This window comes from Streptomyces sp. NPDC043427 (assembly GCF_056436655.1).
The window spans coordinates 83,087-99,959 of the sequence record NZ_JBWKCC010000022.1; the positions used below are offsets into that span (position 1 = coordinate 83,087).

The 16,873-nt window shown below is 72.1% G+C and carries 15 protein-coding genes; 8 read left to right on the plus strand and 7 right to left on the minus strand.

What is annotated here, in order from left to right:
* Nucleotides 1-26 precede the first annotated feature (26 nt).
* The 6 genes from AC067M_RS29885 to AC067M_RS29910 all read right to left on the minus strand — a co-directional run bounded on the left by AC067M_RS29885 (nucleotide 27) and on the right by AC067M_RS29910 (nucleotide 7,407).
* On the minus strand, nucleotides 27-1,301 hold the full coding sequence (locus AC067M_RS29885; RefSeq protein WP_478700149.1) for a histidinol-phosphate transaminase: 1,275 nt from the start codon (nucleotides 1,299-1,301) through the stop codon (nucleotides 27-29).
* Between the two features lie 27 nt (nucleotides 1,302-1,328).
* Complete coding sequence (locus AC067M_RS29890; protein WP_478700150.1) at nucleotides 1,329-2,603, minus strand: ATP-grasp domain-containing protein; 1,275 nt, start codon at nucleotides 2,601-2,603, stop codon at nucleotides 1,329-1,331.
* A gap of 68 nt (nucleotides 2,604-2,671) precedes the next feature.
* Nucleotides 2,672-3,352 (minus strand): uracil phosphoribosyltransferase, encoded by a 681-nt coding sequence (upp, locus tag AC067M_RS29895; protein ID WP_478700151.1) that lies wholly within the window; start codon nucleotides 3,350-3,352, stop codon nucleotides 2,672-2,674.
* 13 nt (nucleotides 3,353-3,365) lie between these two features.
* The gene (locus AC067M_RS29900) at nucleotides 3,366-4,556 is read right to left on the minus strand and encodes a cytochrome P450 (RefSeq protein WP_478700152.1); all 1,191 of its coding nucleotides are present in this window, start codon (nucleotides 4,554-4,556) and stop codon (nucleotides 3,366-3,368) included.
* Complete coding sequence (locus AC067M_RS29905; protein ID WP_478700153.1) at nucleotides 4,546-5,367, minus strand: thioesterase II family protein; 822 nt, start codon at nucleotides 5,365-5,367, stop codon at nucleotides 4,546-4,548. The genes AC067M_RS29900 and AC067M_RS29905 overlap by 11 nt, the downstream gene beginning before the upstream one ends.
* A gap of 6 nt (nucleotides 5,368-5,373) precedes the next feature.
* Nucleotides 5,374-7,407, minus strand: coding sequence for an amino acid adenylation domain-containing protein (locus AC067M_RS29910; protein ID WP_478700154.1), 2,034 nt, complete (start codon nucleotides 7,405-7,407; stop codon nucleotides 5,374-5,376).
* Between the two features lie 278 nt (nucleotides 7,408-7,685).
* On the opposite strand from AC067M_RS29910, the gene AC067M_RS29915 reads away from it, so the two are divergent.
* The 7 genes from AC067M_RS29915 to AC067M_RS29945 are packed head-to-tail and all read left to right on the plus strand — an operon-like array spanning nucleotide 7,686 to nucleotide 15,224.
* Nucleotides 7,686-8,576, plus strand: coding sequence for an acetaldehyde dehydrogenase (acetylating) (locus AC067M_RS29915; protein WP_453412108.1), 891 nt, complete (start codon nucleotides 7,686-7,688; stop codon nucleotides 8,574-8,576).
* Nucleotides 8,573-9,628: a 4-hydroxy-2-oxovalerate aldolase gene (dmpG, locus tag AC067M_RS29920; RefSeq protein ID WP_266529219.1), complete on the plus strand. Its 1,056-nt coding sequence runs from the start codon at nucleotides 8,573-8,575 to the stop codon at nucleotides 9,626-9,628. Before AC067M_RS29915 ends, dmpG begins: the two co-directional genes overlap by 4 nt.
* Nucleotides 9,622-10,902, plus strand: coding sequence for a DegT/DnrJ/EryC1/StrS aminotransferase family protein (locus tag AC067M_RS29925; RefSeq protein WP_478700155.1), 1,281 nt, complete (start codon nucleotides 9,622-9,624; stop codon nucleotides 10,900-10,902). Before dmpG ends, AC067M_RS29925 begins: the two co-directional genes overlap by 7 nt.
* The gene (locus tag AC067M_RS29930; protein WP_478700156.1) at nucleotides 10,899-12,068 is read left to right on the plus strand and encodes an FAD-dependent oxidoreductase; all 1,170 of its coding nucleotides are present in this window, start codon (nucleotides 10,899-10,901) and stop codon (nucleotides 12,066-12,068) included. Before AC067M_RS29925 ends, AC067M_RS29930 begins: the two co-directional genes overlap by 4 nt.
* Before the next feature lie 30 nt (nucleotides 12,069-12,098).
* Complete coding sequence (locus AC067M_RS29935) at nucleotides 12,099-13,784, plus strand: AMP-binding protein (protein WP_478700157.1); 1,686 nt, start codon at nucleotides 12,099-12,101, stop codon at nucleotides 13,782-13,784.
* The gene (locus AC067M_RS29940; RefSeq protein ID WP_478700158.1) at nucleotides 13,781-15,013 is read left to right on the plus strand and encodes a cytochrome P450; all 1,233 of its coding nucleotides are present in this window, start codon (nucleotides 13,781-13,783) and stop codon (nucleotides 15,011-15,013) included. The genes AC067M_RS29935 and AC067M_RS29940 overlap by 4 nt, the downstream gene beginning before the upstream one ends.
* 16 nt (nucleotides 15,014-15,029) lie before the next feature.
* Entirely contained in the window at nucleotides 15,030-15,224 is a 195-nt protein-coding gene (locus AC067M_RS29945; protein ID WP_351801595.1) for a ferredoxin, read from the plus strand.
* Between the two features lie 105 nt (nucleotides 15,225-15,329).
* Here the strand turns inward: AC067M_RS29945 and AC067M_RS29950 are convergent, their stop codons facing one another.
* Nucleotides 15,330-15,956, minus strand: a complete 627-nt coding sequence (locus AC067M_RS29950) for a 2OG-Fe(II) oxygenase (protein ID WP_478700159.1) — start codon at nucleotides 15,954-15,956, stop codon at nucleotides 15,330-15,332.
* A 234-nt stretch (nucleotides 15,957-16,190) separates the two neighbouring features.
* Here AC067M_RS29950 and AC067M_RS29955 point away from each other — a divergent pair, with 234 nt between their 5' ends.
* Complete coding sequence (locus AC067M_RS29955) at nucleotides 16,191-16,847, plus strand: prolyl hydroxylase family protein (RefSeq protein WP_478700160.1); 657 nt, start codon at nucleotides 16,191-16,193, stop codon at nucleotides 16,845-16,847.
* Nucleotides 16,848-16,873: the final 26 nt, after the last annotated feature.

Here is a 16,873-nt window from a genome sequence, read left to right on the forward strand (position 1 = left end):
CCTTCCGTTTCCACGGGAAACAGAATTCACGGGCGGTTCATCTCGGCCGCTGCCAGGAACGCGTCATTGTCCTCCGCGGTTCCTGTCGTCACGCGCACGCCGTCACCCGGATAGGGCCGTACGTCGACTCCGGCCGACGCGCACGCGGCGGCGAACTCCTGGGCACGAGCGCCGAGCGGCAGCCAGAGGAAGTTCGCCTCCGAGGGCGGCACGTCGAATCCCAGGGCGAGCAGCGCGGCGCGGACGCGGTCCCGTTCGGCGGCCGTGTCCTGGACGCGGCCGAGGAGCTCCTTCTCCGCCGCCAGCGACGCGACGGCGGCGGCCTGGGCGACGTCGCTGACGCTCAACGGCATGACCATGCGCTGGACGCTGGAGATCAGGCCGGGCTCCGCGAGCAGGTAGCCGACGCGCAGGCCGGCGAGGCCGTACGCCTTGGAGAAGGTGCGGGCGACGATCAGGTTCGGCCACGAGGTGAGCAGGCGGGCACCGAGGCCGGGGTCCCGCGCGTATTCGCAGTACGCCTCGTCGAGCACGACCAGGCACGTGCGCGGGACGGCGTCGAGGAACCGCAGGAGGTCGGCCTCGCCCGACGCGGTGCCGGTGGGGTTGTTGGGGTTGCAGAGCAGCACCAGGCGGGTGTGCTCGTCGACCGCCGCGGCCAGGGCGTCGAGGTCGTGCCCGTCCTCGGCCAGCGGGACGCGTACCGTGCGGAATCCGGCGAGGTCCGCGAGCACCTCGTAGCCGTCGAAGGACGGCCACGAGTAGGCGACGACTGCTCCCGGTTCGGCGGTCACCGTGAGCAGTGCCTGGAGGAGCGTGATCGATCCGGCGCCCACCGCGACGCGGTCCGGGGAGAGGTCGTAGTGCCGGGCGAGTGCGGCGCGCAGCGCTCCGCAGGCCGGGTCCGGGTACCGGTTGGCCTCGGCGGCGGCGCGGGTGATCGCGTCCAGCACGGACTCGGGGGGCTGGAACGGGGTTTCGTTGCGGGCGAGTTGGTGGGCGGGGGCGGGGCGGTCGGGGTGGAAGCCGTCCTCGCCGCCGAGCAGCCGGGCGAGCCCGGCGTCCTGGGGAGCTCCCCCTCCGGTGCGCTTCTCCAGGAACTCGGCGATGTCCGCCAGCGTCCTGAGGCCGAACAGGTCCTCGTCGGCGATGGTGACGCCGAGGCGCTGGCTGAGCGCCAGGGAGAGTTCGAAGGTGGCGAGGGAGTCCAGGCCCGCGTCCTCGCGGCTCGCGTCCGGGGACACCTGGTCGGCCTCCACCTCCAGCTCCTCGATCATGATCGTCTTCAGCAGTTCGTACACGGGTCCTCCGGTCCGATCGCCGGGCCGCTACGCGTCGGCCGGCTTCCTTCGGGGCGTCTTCCAGCGCTCGGGCACCGCGTTGGTCCGGTGCTCCCAGACGACGTTGTCGTCCCACCACTCCTCGATCCGCCGCAGCTCCGCCCCGGTGTCCGGCTCGGTGAGCCGGAAGACCATCTCGGCGACGGGCCGGCCGAGTCCGGGGGAGCTGCCGTAGAGGCGTCCGACGTCGCCGCAGGGCCGGTAGCTCACCGTCCCCGGCAGCGGGCACGTGTCGGGCAGCGCGCGCAGGACTCCCTTGGCCGGCGGGAACCAGACGAAGCCGAGCCGTTCGCCGGTCGGGCGGATCTCGACCTGGTCACCGCGTCCGGCCTGGCCGAGCAGGCTCGCGCCGTAGAAGTTCATGCCCAGCACGGCTTCGTGGACGTCGGTGACGAGGGCCGCGCCCGCCCGGCAGGCGATCTCGCAGACGACCACGCGGTCGTCGGCGGTGTGGAACAGTTCGAGGTGGAAGGCGCACAGGTCGGGTACGGCGGGCAGCGCGGCCACGACCTGCCGCGCGGTGCCGCGCAGCCGCTCGGACAGGGGGTGCTCGTCGGGCATCATCCCCGTCATGGTCGGGGCGTCGTAGGCGACCGAGAACCAGTCGGAGTACAGGTTGCGGGAGGGCACCGCCAGCACCACCTCGCCGTCCTTCATAAGGCCGTTGACGTGGTAGAAGTCGCCCTCGACCCAGGCTTCGGCCAGCCGGGGGGTTCCGGTGGCACGCTCCGGGAGGGCGCGCAGGTCCTCTTCGTCCATCAGGACCACGGTGCCGTTCGACGCGCCGGAGTCGAGTTCCTTGACGACGACCGGGAAGCCGACCTTCCACGTGAACTCGGCGAGTTCGTCGTTGGACCGGAACTTGCGCATGGGGGCGACGTCGATGCCCGCCGCCGCCAGGGTCGACTTCATGACGTGCTTGTCCCGGTACGCCGTGGCCGAGGCGAGGCTCTGGCCGGGCAGGCCGAGTTCGGCCCGCATGCGCGCCGCGCGCAGCACCTCGCGCTCGCCGAGCGACAGGATCCGGCGTACGCCGAACCGCCGGGCGAGGTCCAGGAGTTCGTCGTCCGGCAGCTCCCAGAGGTTGGGCACCACCTCCAGGTGGAGGAAGCGCTGTGCGTACGCGGCGATGTCGGCGGAGGGGATGTCCGCTCTCGTGGTCACCACGACCAGCTCCCGCGCGGCGTCGGGGAACCACTCGTGCAGGCGCGAGACGATCTCCTTGGTGTTCAGCAGGAGAAACGGCCCCTGTTCGGCCTTCATGTGCATCCTTCGATCAGTCGTCGTTTCACGGTCTTCCAGGCCGGTCGGGGAAGCCGGCCGCGCACGCGTCAGGCGTCCGTGCCGAAGTAGCGGTCTCCGAAGTCGCCGATGCCGGGCAGCATCCACGCGTCCTCGGTCAGCCGCTCCTCGATGGCGGAGGTCACGATCCGCACCCGCGGGTACTGCTCGCTGACGGCGGTGATGCCCTCGGGGACGGTGATGAAGTTGACGAAGACGATGTTCTCCTCGGGCACGCCGAGGTCCGTCAGCACCCGCAGCGCCGCCAGCGCGGTCCCGCCGGTCGCCATGACCGGGTCGAGCAGCAGGACGTGCCGCCGGGCGATGTCGGCGGGCAGGGCGGTGTAGTAGAGGCGGGCCTCTTTGGTCGTCTCGTCCCGCTGGATGAGGATCTTCCCGATCCTGATCCCCGGGCAGACGTCCCGCAGTTCGCCCTCCATGCTCTCCCCGGCGCGCACCACGGTGACCCCGCACAGCCCGGAGGCGAAGCGCAGCCCCTGGTAGGCGGCGCCGGTCGGGGTGCGGACCTCGTGCGGCTCGAAGGGCAGCAGGTCCATGCCCGCCTCGATCAGCAGGCGGATGATCCGGCGCGCGTAGCGGACGAAGTCCTCGCGGCGGGCGTCCCGGTCGCGGATCGCGGTGTGCAGGGCGCACAGTTGGTCGGTCTGGGGCAGCAGACGGACGTTGGTGCCGAGGTACTTGTCGATCGAGGGGGCGGTCGGCGCGGTCATGGGGCAGCTCTCCTCAGGCCCTCGGAACGAATTTCACGGGAAGCGAGTCGAACCCCCACAGCAGGTTCGAGCGCAGGCGGCGGACCTGGCCGGCGAGTTCGGCGACCTCGACCCGCGCCAGGAGTTCCTCGAACATCACCGTGAGTTCGAGCTTGGCGAGCGAGGAGCCGATGCAGTAGTGGTTGCCCTGGATGAAGCCCAGATGGCGGTTGGGTTCGCGCTCGATGTCGAAGCGGTCGGGGTCGTCGAAGACCTTCTCGTCGCGGTTGGCCGAGGGCAGCCACGCGACGACGTGGTCCCCGGCGCTGATCAGCTCGCCGCCGAACTCGACGTCCTCGGTCGCGGTGCGCAGCGCGTGCATGACGGGCGAGGTGTAGCGCACGATCTCCTGGATCGCCGAGGGCATGAGGGCGGGCTCGTCGCGCAGGCGGTGCCACTGGTCCGGGTTGTCGATGAGGGCGAGCAGTCCGCCGACAGTGGCGTGCCGGGTCGTCTCGTTGCCGCCGGAGACCAGGGCGTCGCAGTTGTAGAGGATCTCCTGGTCGGTCAGCGGGGCGCCGTCGATCTCGCCGCACACCAGGGCGCTCATGAGGTCGTCCTTCGGCTCCCGCCTGCGCTGCGCGGCGAGGTCCTGGAAGTGGAGCAGGATCTCGGTGTGGGCCTGGATCTTGCGCGCCTCCTCGGCCTCGTCGAGGGCGGTGGAGCTCCAGGCGAAGCGGGTGCGCTCGACCATGAAGTCCCAGTCGGCGGGCGCGACGCCGAGCATGTCGCAGATGACCGAGACCGGCAGTTTCTGGGCGACGCGCGTGAACTCGCACTCCCCTGCGGCCAGCGCCTCGTCGATGGCCTTGGCGGCCGTCTCGCGCATGGTGGCCTCCAGGCGGCTCACCATGCGCGGGGTGAACGCCGAGCTGACGACCTTGCGGATCTTGTCGTGCCGGGGCGGGTCGGTGATGTTGAGCATCTTGCCGGCCGCGGCGGCGAGGACCTGCGGGTCGGAGTCGAGGCGCATCCCGTTCTGGGAGCTGAACACGCGGGGGTCGGTCAGCATGTCCGTGCACAGGCCGTGGGTCATCACCGCCCAGAAGTGCTCCCCGTTGGCCCGCTCGTTGCGGTAAACGGGGTGTTCGGCGCGCAACCGCGACCAGACCGGTCCGGGGTCGGAGTCCCGGTACAGGAGCGGGTCGGACAGGTCAACGTTCATCAGCTCTCCCGGTGTCGATCGTGGTGGCGGGACGGAGGACCTCGCGCAGGGCGTGCAGGACGTCGTCCGGGTGTTCTCCCAGGTAGAAGTGGCCGCCGGGGAAGGTGCGGAGCGTGAAGCGGCCCCGGGTCGCGCCGGCCCAGGCGCCCGCGTCGCCGACGCCGACCGCCTCGTCCTGGCGGCCCACGAACGCGGTGACGTCGGTCCGCAGGGGCGGGCCGCCGGCGCGCGGGACGTAGGACTGGACGATGCGGTAGTCGTCGCGGACCGCCGGCAGGAAGGCAGAGCGCATGTCCGGGTCGTCCAGCAGGCCCGCGTTGCCGGAGCCCAGCTCCTTGAGGAGGGCCACGAGCCGGTCGTCGTCCAGGAGGTGGGCGCCTTCCTGTCCGGCGAAGGGGCGCACCCGGTGGGGGGCGCCGCACCCCGAGACCACGAGGTGGCGTACGGCGCCGCCCCGGCTGCCGGCCGTGAGGCGGCGCAGGACCTCGTAGCCGACGACGGCGCCCATGCTGTGCCCGAAGAAGACGGCGGGCCGGTCGAGGAGTCCGCGCAGCTCCTCGGTGACCTGGTCGGCGAGGGTGTGCAGGTCGGGCGGGAACTCCTCCCGGATCCGGTTCTCGCGGCCCGGGTACTGGACGGCCCACACCTCGGCCCCGGCGAGGTCCCGGCCGCCCCAGTCCCGGAAGTAGCTGGCCGCGCCCCCGGCGTGCGGGAAGCACACGAGCCGGGCCGGGGCCGAAGGCTCCGGCGGCCCGAAGGTGCGCAGCCAGGGGCTGTCGGGCCGCGCGGCGGTGATCTGTCGCGTTGCCACCGCCGGTCAGCTCCGCCCGGCGCGGTCCGCCGCGCCGTCGCCGGTCGCCCGGGTGACGGCTTCGGCGAGCCCGGCGATGGTCGGGGACTCGAACAGCACGCGGGCCGTCATGGCGACGTCGAACCGGGCGCGGATGCGGGCGATGAGGCTCGCGGCGAGCAGGGAGTGTCCGCCCACCTGGAAGAAGTCGGCGTCGACGCTGATGCCGCGGCGGCCGAGGATGTCCTCCCAGATGTCCGCCAGGACCGCTTCCACGGGGGTGCGCGGCGCGATGTGGACGGCCTCGCCGTCGTCGTCGGGTTCGAGGGCGAGCAGGGCGGTCCGGTCGATCTTCCCGTTGGGGGTCATGGGGAAGGCGTCCAGGACGTGGACGGCCGTCGGGATCATGTACCAGGGCAGCCGGCTCCGCAGGTGGGCGATCAGTTCGGCGGCCGGCGGTGCGGTCCGCTCGTCGGCGGTCACGAAGCACACGAGGGTGCTGTCGGGGCCGTCGCCGGTCACCTGGGCGACGCACGACCGGACGTCCCGGTGCTCGGCGAGCACGGTCTCGATCTCGCCGAGTTCGATGCGGTAGCCGCGCAGTTTCACCTGGTGGTCCCGGCGGCCGAGGAACTCCAGGCAGCCGTCGGCGTCCGCGCGCACCAGGTCCCCGGTGCGGTAGAGCCGGCTGCCGGGCACGCCGGAGAAGGGGTCGGGCAGGAACCGCTCGGCGGTGGTCTGCGGCGCGTTGAGGTAGCCGACGGCCACGCCCGCCCCGCCGATGAACAGCTCGCCCGGCGTTCCCGCCGGGACCGGCCGCAGGGCGTCGTCGAGGACGTACGTGCGGACGTTGTCGATGGGGCGGCCGATCGGGACGGAGCCGTACTCGCCGGCCTCCCAGTCGGCGCCCGGCTCGTGGACCGTCGTGGTGATGGTGCCCTCGGTGGGGCCGTAGACGTTGAACCAGCGGATGTCCTCGCCGACCCGTTTCTTCCAGGTCAGCAGCGCCTGGCGGGCCGCCTTCTCGCCGGCCACGATCATCGTGCGCAGCGCGGACTCCGTGGCCAGCCGCAGCAGACAGTCCTCCTCCGCGACCCAGCTGTGCCAGAAGGCCGTGGGCACGCTCAGGAAGGTCGTGCCGGTGTCGATGACCTGCTGGGTCAGGGCCCGGAACGTCTGGCGCAGGGGGTCGCTGCCGAGGACGAGGGCCGCGCCGTGCAGGAGCGGCGGGAAGATTTCCTCGGCGGCGGCGTCGAAGCTCAGCGGCCTGCACTGCAGGACGCGGTCGCCGGGGGCGAACGCGAAGTGCCGGTTCACGGCGGAGCTGTGGTTCGCCAGGGAGCGGTGCGTCACCAGGACGCCCTTGGGGCGGCCCGTGGAGCCGGAGGTGTGGATGACGTAGGCGGCGTCCGCAGGAACCGGGACGGGGCTGTCCGGCGCGGGCGCGGTGGGCAGGGCGTCGATGTCCTGCCGGTGCTGGTCGAGGCAGACGATCTCGCCGTCGTAGTCCGGGAAGAGCGGGCGAAGCGGCTCCTGGGTCAGGAGCAGGCGTGCGCCCGTGTCGGACAGGACGTACCGCAGCCGCTCGGCCGGGTACTCGGGGTCGAGGGGCACGTAGGCGGCGCCGGTCTTCAGGACGCCGAGCAGGGCCGTGATCATCTGAGGCGACCGCTCGACGCACAGGCCCACGAACGCGCCGGGCCCGACGCCGCGCTGCCGCAGGTGTGCGGCCAACTTGCTGGAATCGTCGTCGAGTTGACGGTACGTCAGCTCCTGGTCCCGCCAGATCAGGGCCGGCGCCTCGGGGGTGCGCGCGGCCTGGGCGGCGAACAGGTCGTGCAGGCAGGCGCCCGCGTCCTTCCCGGCGTCCGGGAGTCTCGCGGGCCGGATGTCCGGCCAGTGGGCGCCGATGTACTCCAGGCACTCCCGGCGGCTCGCCGCCCGGTGCGCGACGCGCCAGCCCGGCGGTACGTCGAGGCCGCCGGCCCACAGAGCGTGCCGGTTCTCGCTGTTCACCAGGACCAGAGAGACACCGTTGTCGTCATGAATCGGGTTGACCACGGCTCGCAGTCCCCTTCGGATGCTAAAGGTGCGGCGTACGGACTGGCGTTGTAGCGGGGGAAGCCCCCCGGGGTGGTGCCCGCACAGCATGTCGCTGCGTCCCTGCAAGGACCTCGCCGCCTCGCTTGCCCCGCCCGCGGCGGCGACCGGTCAGCGCGACGGCGAGCCGTCGGCAAGGCCCCGGTTCCAGGCTGGGCCGCGTAGGGACCACCGCGGCCGGCCTCCGCGGGCGGTCCCAGGGCGGATCACGCCGCACCTTGACGGAAAGGCGACCGTACATGCAAGCAACTGGACGGCTGTCCGTATCGGTCCTCGGCGCCGGACTCATCGGTATGGACCTGGCGACCAAGATCATGCGCTCAGACTGTCTCGACCTGCGGCTCGTCGCGGGGCGGCACGACGCCGCCGAGCTGCGGCGGGCGGCCCGGCGCGGGCTGCCGGTGGCGACCGGGGGCATCCAGTCCCTCGTCGACGCCGAGGAGGACTTCGACGTGGTGTTCGACGCCACCAACGCGTCGTTCCACGCCGAGCACGCGGAGAAGCTCGCGGCGTCCGGGGCGATGATCGTCGACCTGACGCCCAGCAGAGTCGGGCAGATGATCGTCCCGACCGTCAACCGGGAGGACATCGGCTCCCACCGCGACATCAGCATGGTGACCTGCGGCGGGCAGGCGTGCGTACCGATCCTGCACGCGATCGCGAGAGTGCACGAGATCGACTGCGTCGAGGTCGTGACCACGGCCGCCACCCTGAGCGTGGGCCGCGCCTCGCGCCTGAACCTCGACGAGTACGTGCAGACCACGCAGGACGCGATCCGCTGGTTCACCGGCGTCGAGGACGTGAAGGCGCTCGTCAACATCAGCCCCGCCCGGCCCGCGGCCACCTTCAGGGTCGCCATGTACCTGCGGGGCCGGGACCTCACCACCGACTCGGTGCGCGCGCTGGTGACGAGAGCGGCTGACGAGATCCGTACGTACGTCAAGGGATTCGGCGTCAGCGTGTGCACCGTCAACGACTCCACGGCCTTCGTCTCCGTGGAGGTCACCTCGTCCGGCGACCGGCTGCCGCACTACGCCGGGAATCTCGACATCATCAATTCCGCCGCGATCCAGGCCGCCGAGTGTTACGCGGCGGACCGGCTCGCACTGGCAGGCAGGGAGACGGCATGAGCCAGGAAGCGGGCAGGCCGGTCCAGATCCACGACCCGACGCTGCGCGACGGCCAGCACGCCGTGCGGCACAGCCTCGGCGCGGAGCAGTTCCGCGCCTATCTGAAGGCCGCGGACGCCGCGGCCGTCCCGGTCGTCGAGGTCGGCCACGGCAACGGGCTGGCCGCCTCGTCCCTCCAGGTCGGCCGGGCCCGGCTGAGCGACGACGAGATGATGTCGATCGCCCGGGAGACCCTGACGACCAGCAAGCTCGGGGTCCTCATGTTCCCGGGCTGGGCCACCACCCAGGACATCAAGAACGCCCTCGCGTACGAGGTCGACCTGGTGCGCATCGCGACGCACTGCACCGAGGCCAGCGTGGCCGAGCGGCACCTCGGCTTCCTGCGCGACGAGGGCGTGGAGGCGCACGGCATCCTCCTGATGACGCACATGGCGAGCCCCGACCAGCTCGCCGAGGAGTGCGCGCGCCTGGTCGGGTACGGCGCCACTGGCGTGGGCATCCTCGACTCCTCGGGGCACTTCCTGCCCTCGGACGTCACGGCCCGCATCGGGGCCATCTGCGCCGCCGTCGACGTGCCGGTGATGTTCCACGGGCACAACAACCTCGGCATGGCCGTGGCGAACTCGATCGCGGCGGCTCAGGCGGGGGCCGGCATCCTCGACGCGTGTGCCCGGGGCTTCGGCGCCGGCGCCGGCAACACCCAGCTGGAGGTCCTGGTGCCGGTGCTGGAACGGCTGGGGTTCCGGACGGGCATCGACCTGTACCGGCTCCTGGACGCCGCGGACATCGCCGGGCGGGAGCTGATGCCGGCGCCGCCCACCATCGACTCCGTCTCCATCGTCAGCGGGCTGGCCGGCGTGTTCTCCGGGTTCAAGAAACCGGTGCTCGACATCGCAGCGCGGGAAGGGGTCGACCCGCGCGACGTCTTCTTCGAACTCGGCAGGCGTCAGGTGGTCGCGGGCCAGGAGGACCTGATCGTGGAGGTGGCGCTGGCCCTGCGCGCCGCCCGGGACGGGGGAAGCCCGGCGGGCCGTGGGACCGGCTCATGCTGACCGTGAACGAGAACTCCCGGTACTTCGTGCCGGCCCCCGCTGTGGGAAGCATCCTCGGGGAGGCCGAGCTGGCCGCGCTGGGCGAGGTCGTCCGCTCCGGCGAGAGCCTCTCGCAAGGGCGGTGGCGGGACGCGTTCGAGCAGGCGATGCGCGAGCACGTCGGCAGCCGGTACGCGATGACCGTCACCAGCGGAACCGTCGCCGTCGCGCTCGCCGTGCACCTGCTGGACCTCGCCCCCGGTGACGAGGTGATCGTGACCCCGCAGACCTTCAAGGCCACCGCCGACCCCTTGCTGGCCCACGACGTGACGGTCCGCTTCTGCGACGTGGAGCCGGACACCCTGAACGTGGACGTCGACTCGTTCGAGTCGCTGATCACCCCGCGGACCCGGGCCCTGATCCTGGTCCACTACGGCGGTCGGCCGGCCCGCATGGACGAGATCATGCGGGTGGCCCGCCGGCACGGCGTCCGGGTGATCGAGGACTGCGCGCACGCGCTGGGCGCCCTCTACCGCGGCCGGCGGCCGGGCGTGCTCGGCGACATCGGGTGCTTCAGCTTCCACTCCAGCAAGAACATCACGACGCTCGGCGAGGGCGGCATGCTCACCTTCGACGACCCCGAGTGGGCCGAGCGCGTCGACCGCATCCGCTCCAACGCCGCCGACGGGGTCCTCGTGCCGTCACCGCTGCTGGCCGGGCCGTACGACCGCTCGGAGCCCTGGATGATGTGGGCGGGGGACTCGTACGAGAAGGAGTGCCTGCGTATCCGGCACCCCGGGAGCAACGCCACGCTCAGCGAGGCCGGGGCGGCCGTGGGGCTCGTCCAGCTGGAGCGTCTCGGGGAGCTGGCCGGGCGGCGGCGGTGGATCGCCGGGCGCCTCGCCCAGACGCTGGCGGAGTTCCCGCAGGCGCGGCTGGCCGACGTGCCCGAGGACATCCACCACCCCTACCACCTGTTCACCTTCTTCGTCCGGCCGGGGCAAGGGGTGAGCCGCGACGAGGTGATCCACGCCCTCGAAGACGCCGGGGTCCAGGTGCAGGTGCGCTATTTCCCCCTGCACCTGAGCCCCGAGTGGCGGGGCCGGGGCCACCGGCTCGGCGAGTGTCCGGTCACCGAGCGGCTCTGGTTCCACGAGCAGGTCAACCTGCCCTGCTACCCGTCGATGACCGACGGCCAGGTCGAGCACTTGGTGCTGGCCCTGAAGTCCGCGCTCACCGAACGGCGGGACACCGGCAAGGGCGGCACGTCGAGTTACGAGGAGGCCCGGGCATGACGGAGTCCTATGACGTGGTGGTCGTGGGAGGCGGGCCCGTGGGCCTGGCCACCGCCTGGCAGGTCGCCGAGCGCGGCCACCGGGTGCTGGTCCTGGAGCGGCACACGTTCTTCAACGAGAGCGGGGGCACCAGCGGCGCCGAGCGGCACTGGCGGCTCCAGTACACCCAGGAGGACCTGTTCCGCCTGACGCTGGAGACCCTTCCGCTGTGGCGCGCGCTGGAGAGCCGCTGCGAGCGCCGCCTCATCCACGAGATCGGCAGCCTCTGGTTCGGGGACACCGACGTGGTCACCAACGAGGGCCAGATCTCGGGGACCGCCGCGATGATGGACAAGCTCTCGGTGCGCTACGAGTGGCTCAAGGCCACCGACATCGAGCGGCGGTTCGGGTTCCGCGGCCTGCCCCGGGACTACGAGGGGTTCCTCCAGCCGGACGGCGGGACGATCGACGTCAGGGGAACGCTGGCGGCGCTCTTCACCCTCGCCCAGGCGGCCGGCAGCACCCTGCGTGCCGGGGAGACGGTGACGGAACTCGTGCCGGACGCGGACGGGGTGAGCGTCACCACCGACCGGGGCGCCTACCGGGCCGGCAAGGTGGTGCTGGCCTGCGGCCCCTACACCAACGACCTGCTGGAACCGCTGGGCGCGCGCCTCGCGTACTCGGTGTACGAGATGGCCATCGCGGCCTACCGGCAGGCCACGCCGGTGGACGAGGCGCCGTTCTGGTTCGCCTTCCAGCAGCCGACGCCGGAGGACACCAACCTGTTCTACGGGTTCGGCCACAACCCGTGGGCGCCCGGGGAGTTCGTGCGCTGCGGGCCGATCTTCGAGGTGGACCCGCTCGACCACCCCTCGGCGGCCACCGGCGTCGCCGACCGGCGCCAGATGGACCGGCTCTCGGGCTGGCTGCGGGACCACCTGCCCACGGTCGACCCCGACCCGGTGCGGACCTCGACCTGCCTGGCCGTGCTGCCCACGGACCCCGAACGGCAGTTCTTCCTCGGCACCGCGCGGGACCTGATGACGCACGGGGAGAAGCTCGTCGTCTACGGGGCGGGCTGGGCGTTCAAGTTCGTCCCGCTGTTCGGCCGGATCTGCGCCGACCTGGCCGTGGAGGACTCCACCGCGTACGACATCTCACGGCTCGCCCCGCAGTCGGCTCTCTGACGTGGCCGCGAGAAAGGAAGGTGACAGGGCGTGAGTTCATTCCGTCCCGAGGATCCCGGCCTCCCGAGGATTCCGCCGGATCGCGCGCGGGAGTACCGCGACCGCGGGTGGTGGCGTCCCGAGCGGGTCGACCGGCTGGTGCTGCGGCACGTGGACGAGGATCCCGAGAAGGAGGCCGTCCGCGGCCCCGGCGGCCGGCTGACCCGGCGCGAGCTGGCGGACGCGGTCGCCGGCGCCGCCGCCCGGCTGGCCGGCCTCGGGATCGCGCGCGGGGACCGGGTCCTGGTCCAGCTCCCCAACGACCTGGAGCTGGTCGTCCTGCCGCTGGCGCTGATGCGGCTGGGCGCCCACCCGGTGATGGCGGTGCCCACGCTGCGCCGTCGCGAGCTGCTGGCGGTCGTGGCGGCCACCCGGCCCACGGCCGTGGCCGTACCGCGCCGCTGGCAGCGCTTCGACCATGTCGCGCTGGCGAGGGAACTGCGGGAGAGCTGCCCGAGTATCCGGCGCATCCTGGTCGCCGACCGCACGTCGGACGCCGTTCCCGAAGGCACCGAGGACCTGGTCGAGCTGTGCCGTCCCGATCCCGGGGCGAGGCCCCTGCCCGATCTGGGGCCGCCGCTGGCCGACGAGCCCGCCGTCTTCCTGCTGTCCAGCGGGACCACCGGCCCACCGAAGGCGATCGCGCGCGCCCACGAGGGCTACGGCTACATGATCCGCACGGCCGCCCGGTGGGCCGGGCTGTCGCCGGACACGGTGTACCTCGCCGTCATGTCGGGGGCGCACGGGTTCGTCCTCAACTGCCCCGGCATATTCGGCGTCCTGGCCTTCGGCGGCCGGGTGGTCCTGGGCTCGCCGGGAGATCCCGGGGCGGCGCTCGACCTCATCGACCGGGAGGGGGTGACGCACACGACGCTGGTGCCCGCGCTGGTCACCCAGTGGCTGGGCGAGGTCGGGCAGCGGGGCCGCGGGCCGACGTCGCTGCGCGTGCTCCAGGCCGGCGGCGCCCGGCTGGAGCCCGCCCCGGCGGCCGAGGCGCACAAGCTGCTCGGCTGTACGGTGCAGCAGTGCTACGGCATGAGCGAGGGGCTGCTGACCTACACCGCGCTGGACGACCCCGGTGACGTCATCGCCCACACCCAGGGGCGGCCCGCCTCACCCGGCGACGAGATCCGCATCGCGGCCGAGGACGGCACCGAAGTGGCACCCGGCGAGGTGGGAGAAGTGCTGACCAGGGGCCCGTACACGGTCGCCGGGTACTACGCGGCGCCGGACGCCGACGCGCGCGCCTTCACCGACGACGGCTTCTACCGCACCGGCGACCTGGCGCGCCTCCACCCGTCGGGCGGGCTGGTGGTGGAGGGCCGGGTCGGCGACGTCATCAACCGCGGCGGGGAGAAGATCTCCGCCGGGGAGATCGAATCGCTGCTCGCCGAGCACCCCTTGCTGCGGGCGGTCGCGGCGGTCGCGATGCCGCACCCGGTGTGGGGGCAGACGGTCTGCGTCTTCGCCGTCCCCTCCGACCCGGAGAAGCAGCCGACGCTGCTCGGCCTGCGCCGCTTCCTCACGGAGCGCGGAATCGCCACGTACAAACTGCCCGAGGAAATAAGGGTGGTCGACGCCCTCCCGATGATCGGTGTCGGCAAGATCAACCGGGTCGCGCTCCGTGCGGCGGCAGCGAACCGGCAGGCCCGAGAGGAACGGGAACCCATCCCATGACCGAGACGCTCGACCACGACATTCCGTCGTTCCCCATGGCCCGCGAGTGCCCCATGCACCCGCCCGCCGAGTACCGGGAGCTGCGCGGGCGGGAGCCGGTCAGCCGGGTCCGCATGCCCGACGGCCAGGTGGCCTGGCTGGTCACCAAGCACGAGCTGGCCCGCAAGCTGCTCGCCGACCCGCGGGTCAGCGCCGACCGCCTGCACCCGGCGTTCCCGGGCCGGCTGACCGCCGAGCAGCGCGCGGCGACCGAGCGCGTCCGCCGGCTCAGCACCCGGCGGTCCATGATCCACCTGGACGGGGCCGAGCACGGGGCTCACCGCAAGATCCTGACCGGCGAGTTCTCGCTGCGCCGGATCGCCGCGCTGCGCCCGCGTGTCCAGGAGATCGTCGACCGGAGCATCGACGAGATGCTGGCCGCGCCGCAGCCGGCCGACCTCGTCGAGCACGTGTCGCAGGCGGTGCCGTCGCTGGTGATCTGCGAGCTGCTGGGCGTGCCCCACGAGCAGCGCCGCGACTTCCACGAGTGGGCGGGCATGCTGGTCAGCCGGTCCGTCTCGATACGGGAGCGCGCCGCGGCCTCCGACGCGCTCAACGACTTCCTGGAGGACCTCGTCACCGAGAAGGAGCGGGGCGAGCCCACCGACGACCTGATCGGCCGGCTCATCGCGCGCAACCGGCAGACGCCGGTGATGACGCACGACGAGATCGTCGGCACCGCCGTCATGCTGCTGATCGCCGGGCACCAGACCACCGCGAACATGATCTCGCTGGGCGTGGTCGCGCTGCTGGAGAACCCGGAGCACAAGGCGCGGATCGCGGCCGACCCCGCGCTGCTGTCCCCGGCGATCGAGGAGATGCTGCGCTACTTCAGCGTCGTGGAGAACGCGCCCGCCCGGGTCGCCACCGAGGACATCGAGATCGGCGGCGTCACGATCCGCAAGGACGAGGGCATCGTCGTGTCCGGGCTCGCCGCCGACTGGGACGACGAGGTCTTCGAGCACCCGGACCGGCTCGACTTCGAGCGCGGCGCGCGCCACCACGTCGCCTTCGGGTACGGGGTCCACCAGTGCCTCGGGCAGAACCTGGCCCGGGTGGAGCTGGAGGTCGTGTTCGAGACGCTGCTGCGCCGGGTGCCGGGCCTGTCGCTGGCCGTGCCGGCCGAGGAACTGCCGTACAAGGACGACGCCGGGATCTACGGCATCTACCGGGTGCCGGTGAACTGCTGAGGAAAGGGGCACGCCCGTGCACATCACCGCGGACAGGGAGCGGTGCGTCGGCGCCGCCCAGTGCGTCCTGGCGGCGCCCGCCGTCTTCGACCAGGACGAGGAGGGGCTGGTCGCGCCGCTGACGGTGGATCCGGCCGGGGCGGACGGGCCGGCCGTCCGTCAGGCGGTCCACCTGTGCCCGTCGTCGGCCATCCGGATCGACGAGGAGTGACCGGGAGGAGCGAGGGGCTCCACCGACGGAAGCCGCCGCCCGAGACAGCTCGGGCGGCGGCTTCCGTCGGTGTTTGGCTGTCGGTGTCCGGCCGGGGTTCGTCGGCTACTCGAAGAAGCCCATGGTGACCGACCGCCGCACCAGGCCCCGCCCCGCGGTGACCGGCGCCATCTGGTGCCAGGACGAGGGCGACGCCGAGTAGAACCAGGCGGTGCCTCCCGTCGGGGGCATCGTCGAGGCGGGGCCGGCCGACCTGTCCGGGCCGGACCAGTACTCCTGTTCTCCGCCGCCGTCGGCCGGCCAGTGCTCGTTGGTGTGCAGTTCGAAGGCGAGTCTCTTGTGCTGTTTGCCGACGTTGAGGTCCTCGAAGTCGCCGTCGTAGTGGTGGTAGAGCTCGGCCCGGCGGTGGAGCCCGGTGGTGTCCACCCCGGTCTCGCGGCGCAGCCAGTCGGTGAACTCCTCGGACAGCAGGTCGGTGACCAGTTCGCGCCAGGGCGCCGCCAGGGGGATCTCATCGGGGGTGAGGCCGGTCTTGTTGTCGGAGATCGGCAGGACGGACGAGCGGTAGCGGCGCCGTACGTCACCGGTCGAGGTGTCGATCCGCTGGAACAGGCCCGCGTCCGGCGCGGTGGCGCCGAGGTCGGCCAGGTCGCGCGCGGAGAGCAGACCGGCGCCGCGGAAGTGCCGGAAGGGGTGGTCCCACGTTTCGAGCCGGACGTCCAGGTTGATCAAGACTCGCACCTCTCAGCGGCCGGCGTGTGCACCGGTTCGGGTATCAGGGCTGCCCCGCCAGTGTCACCGTCCCGCTTGCCGTGCGATGGCGCGCCGGTTTGCGAAGACCTTGCCGATCCCCGGCAGCGGCCGGGCAGCGAACCGACAAGGGGTCGGCAGGGGCCCGCGGACAGGCTGTGGCCAGGTCGGGCCCGGGCCGTCCCGGGACCCCCGTATCGACCCCAAGGAGACACCGTGGTGCTGACGCTCGACTCGGCGCTGGAGGAACGTACCCAGCCGTTCCAGCTCTTCCGCGGCCGTGACCTGCTCGACGACGGGCAACTGAAGGAGTTGCTCGCCACCATGCCGACCGCCGACGTCGCGAAGATCGCGGTCGAGGACCCGAAGCACGAGAAGCAGTACCGGATGAACCTCGTGGACCTCATCGTCCTCGAAAAGGAAGCCCCGGTCTTCCCCCGCCTGCCCGCGATCTGGCGCGACCTCGTGGAGGACCTGCGCGGCGCCGAGTTCACCGCCTGGCTGGAGAAGTCGACCGGGATCGAACTGGCCGGCCTGCAGCGCAGCATCGGCCTCTACACCCACCGCAACGGCGACTACCTGTCGGTGCACAAGGACAAGCCGACCAAGGCGATCACCGTGATCCTCTACCTGAACCGTGACTGGCCCGTCGAGGCGGGCGGGCAGTTCCAGATCTTCGCGTCCCCCAAGGAGGGTCCGACGGAGGAGATCAGCCCGGTCGGCGGTCAGCTGCTCGCCTTCCCGCCCACCGACAAGTCGTGGCACGCGGTCTCGAAGATCGAGCACCCGGAGGGGACCGAGCGGATCACGGTCCAGATCGAGTACTGGCTGACCACCGGGCTCGCCGGCTCCGCGTACCGGCCGCAGAACTGACCGTCCGGCGCCCGGCACCGAAAGGA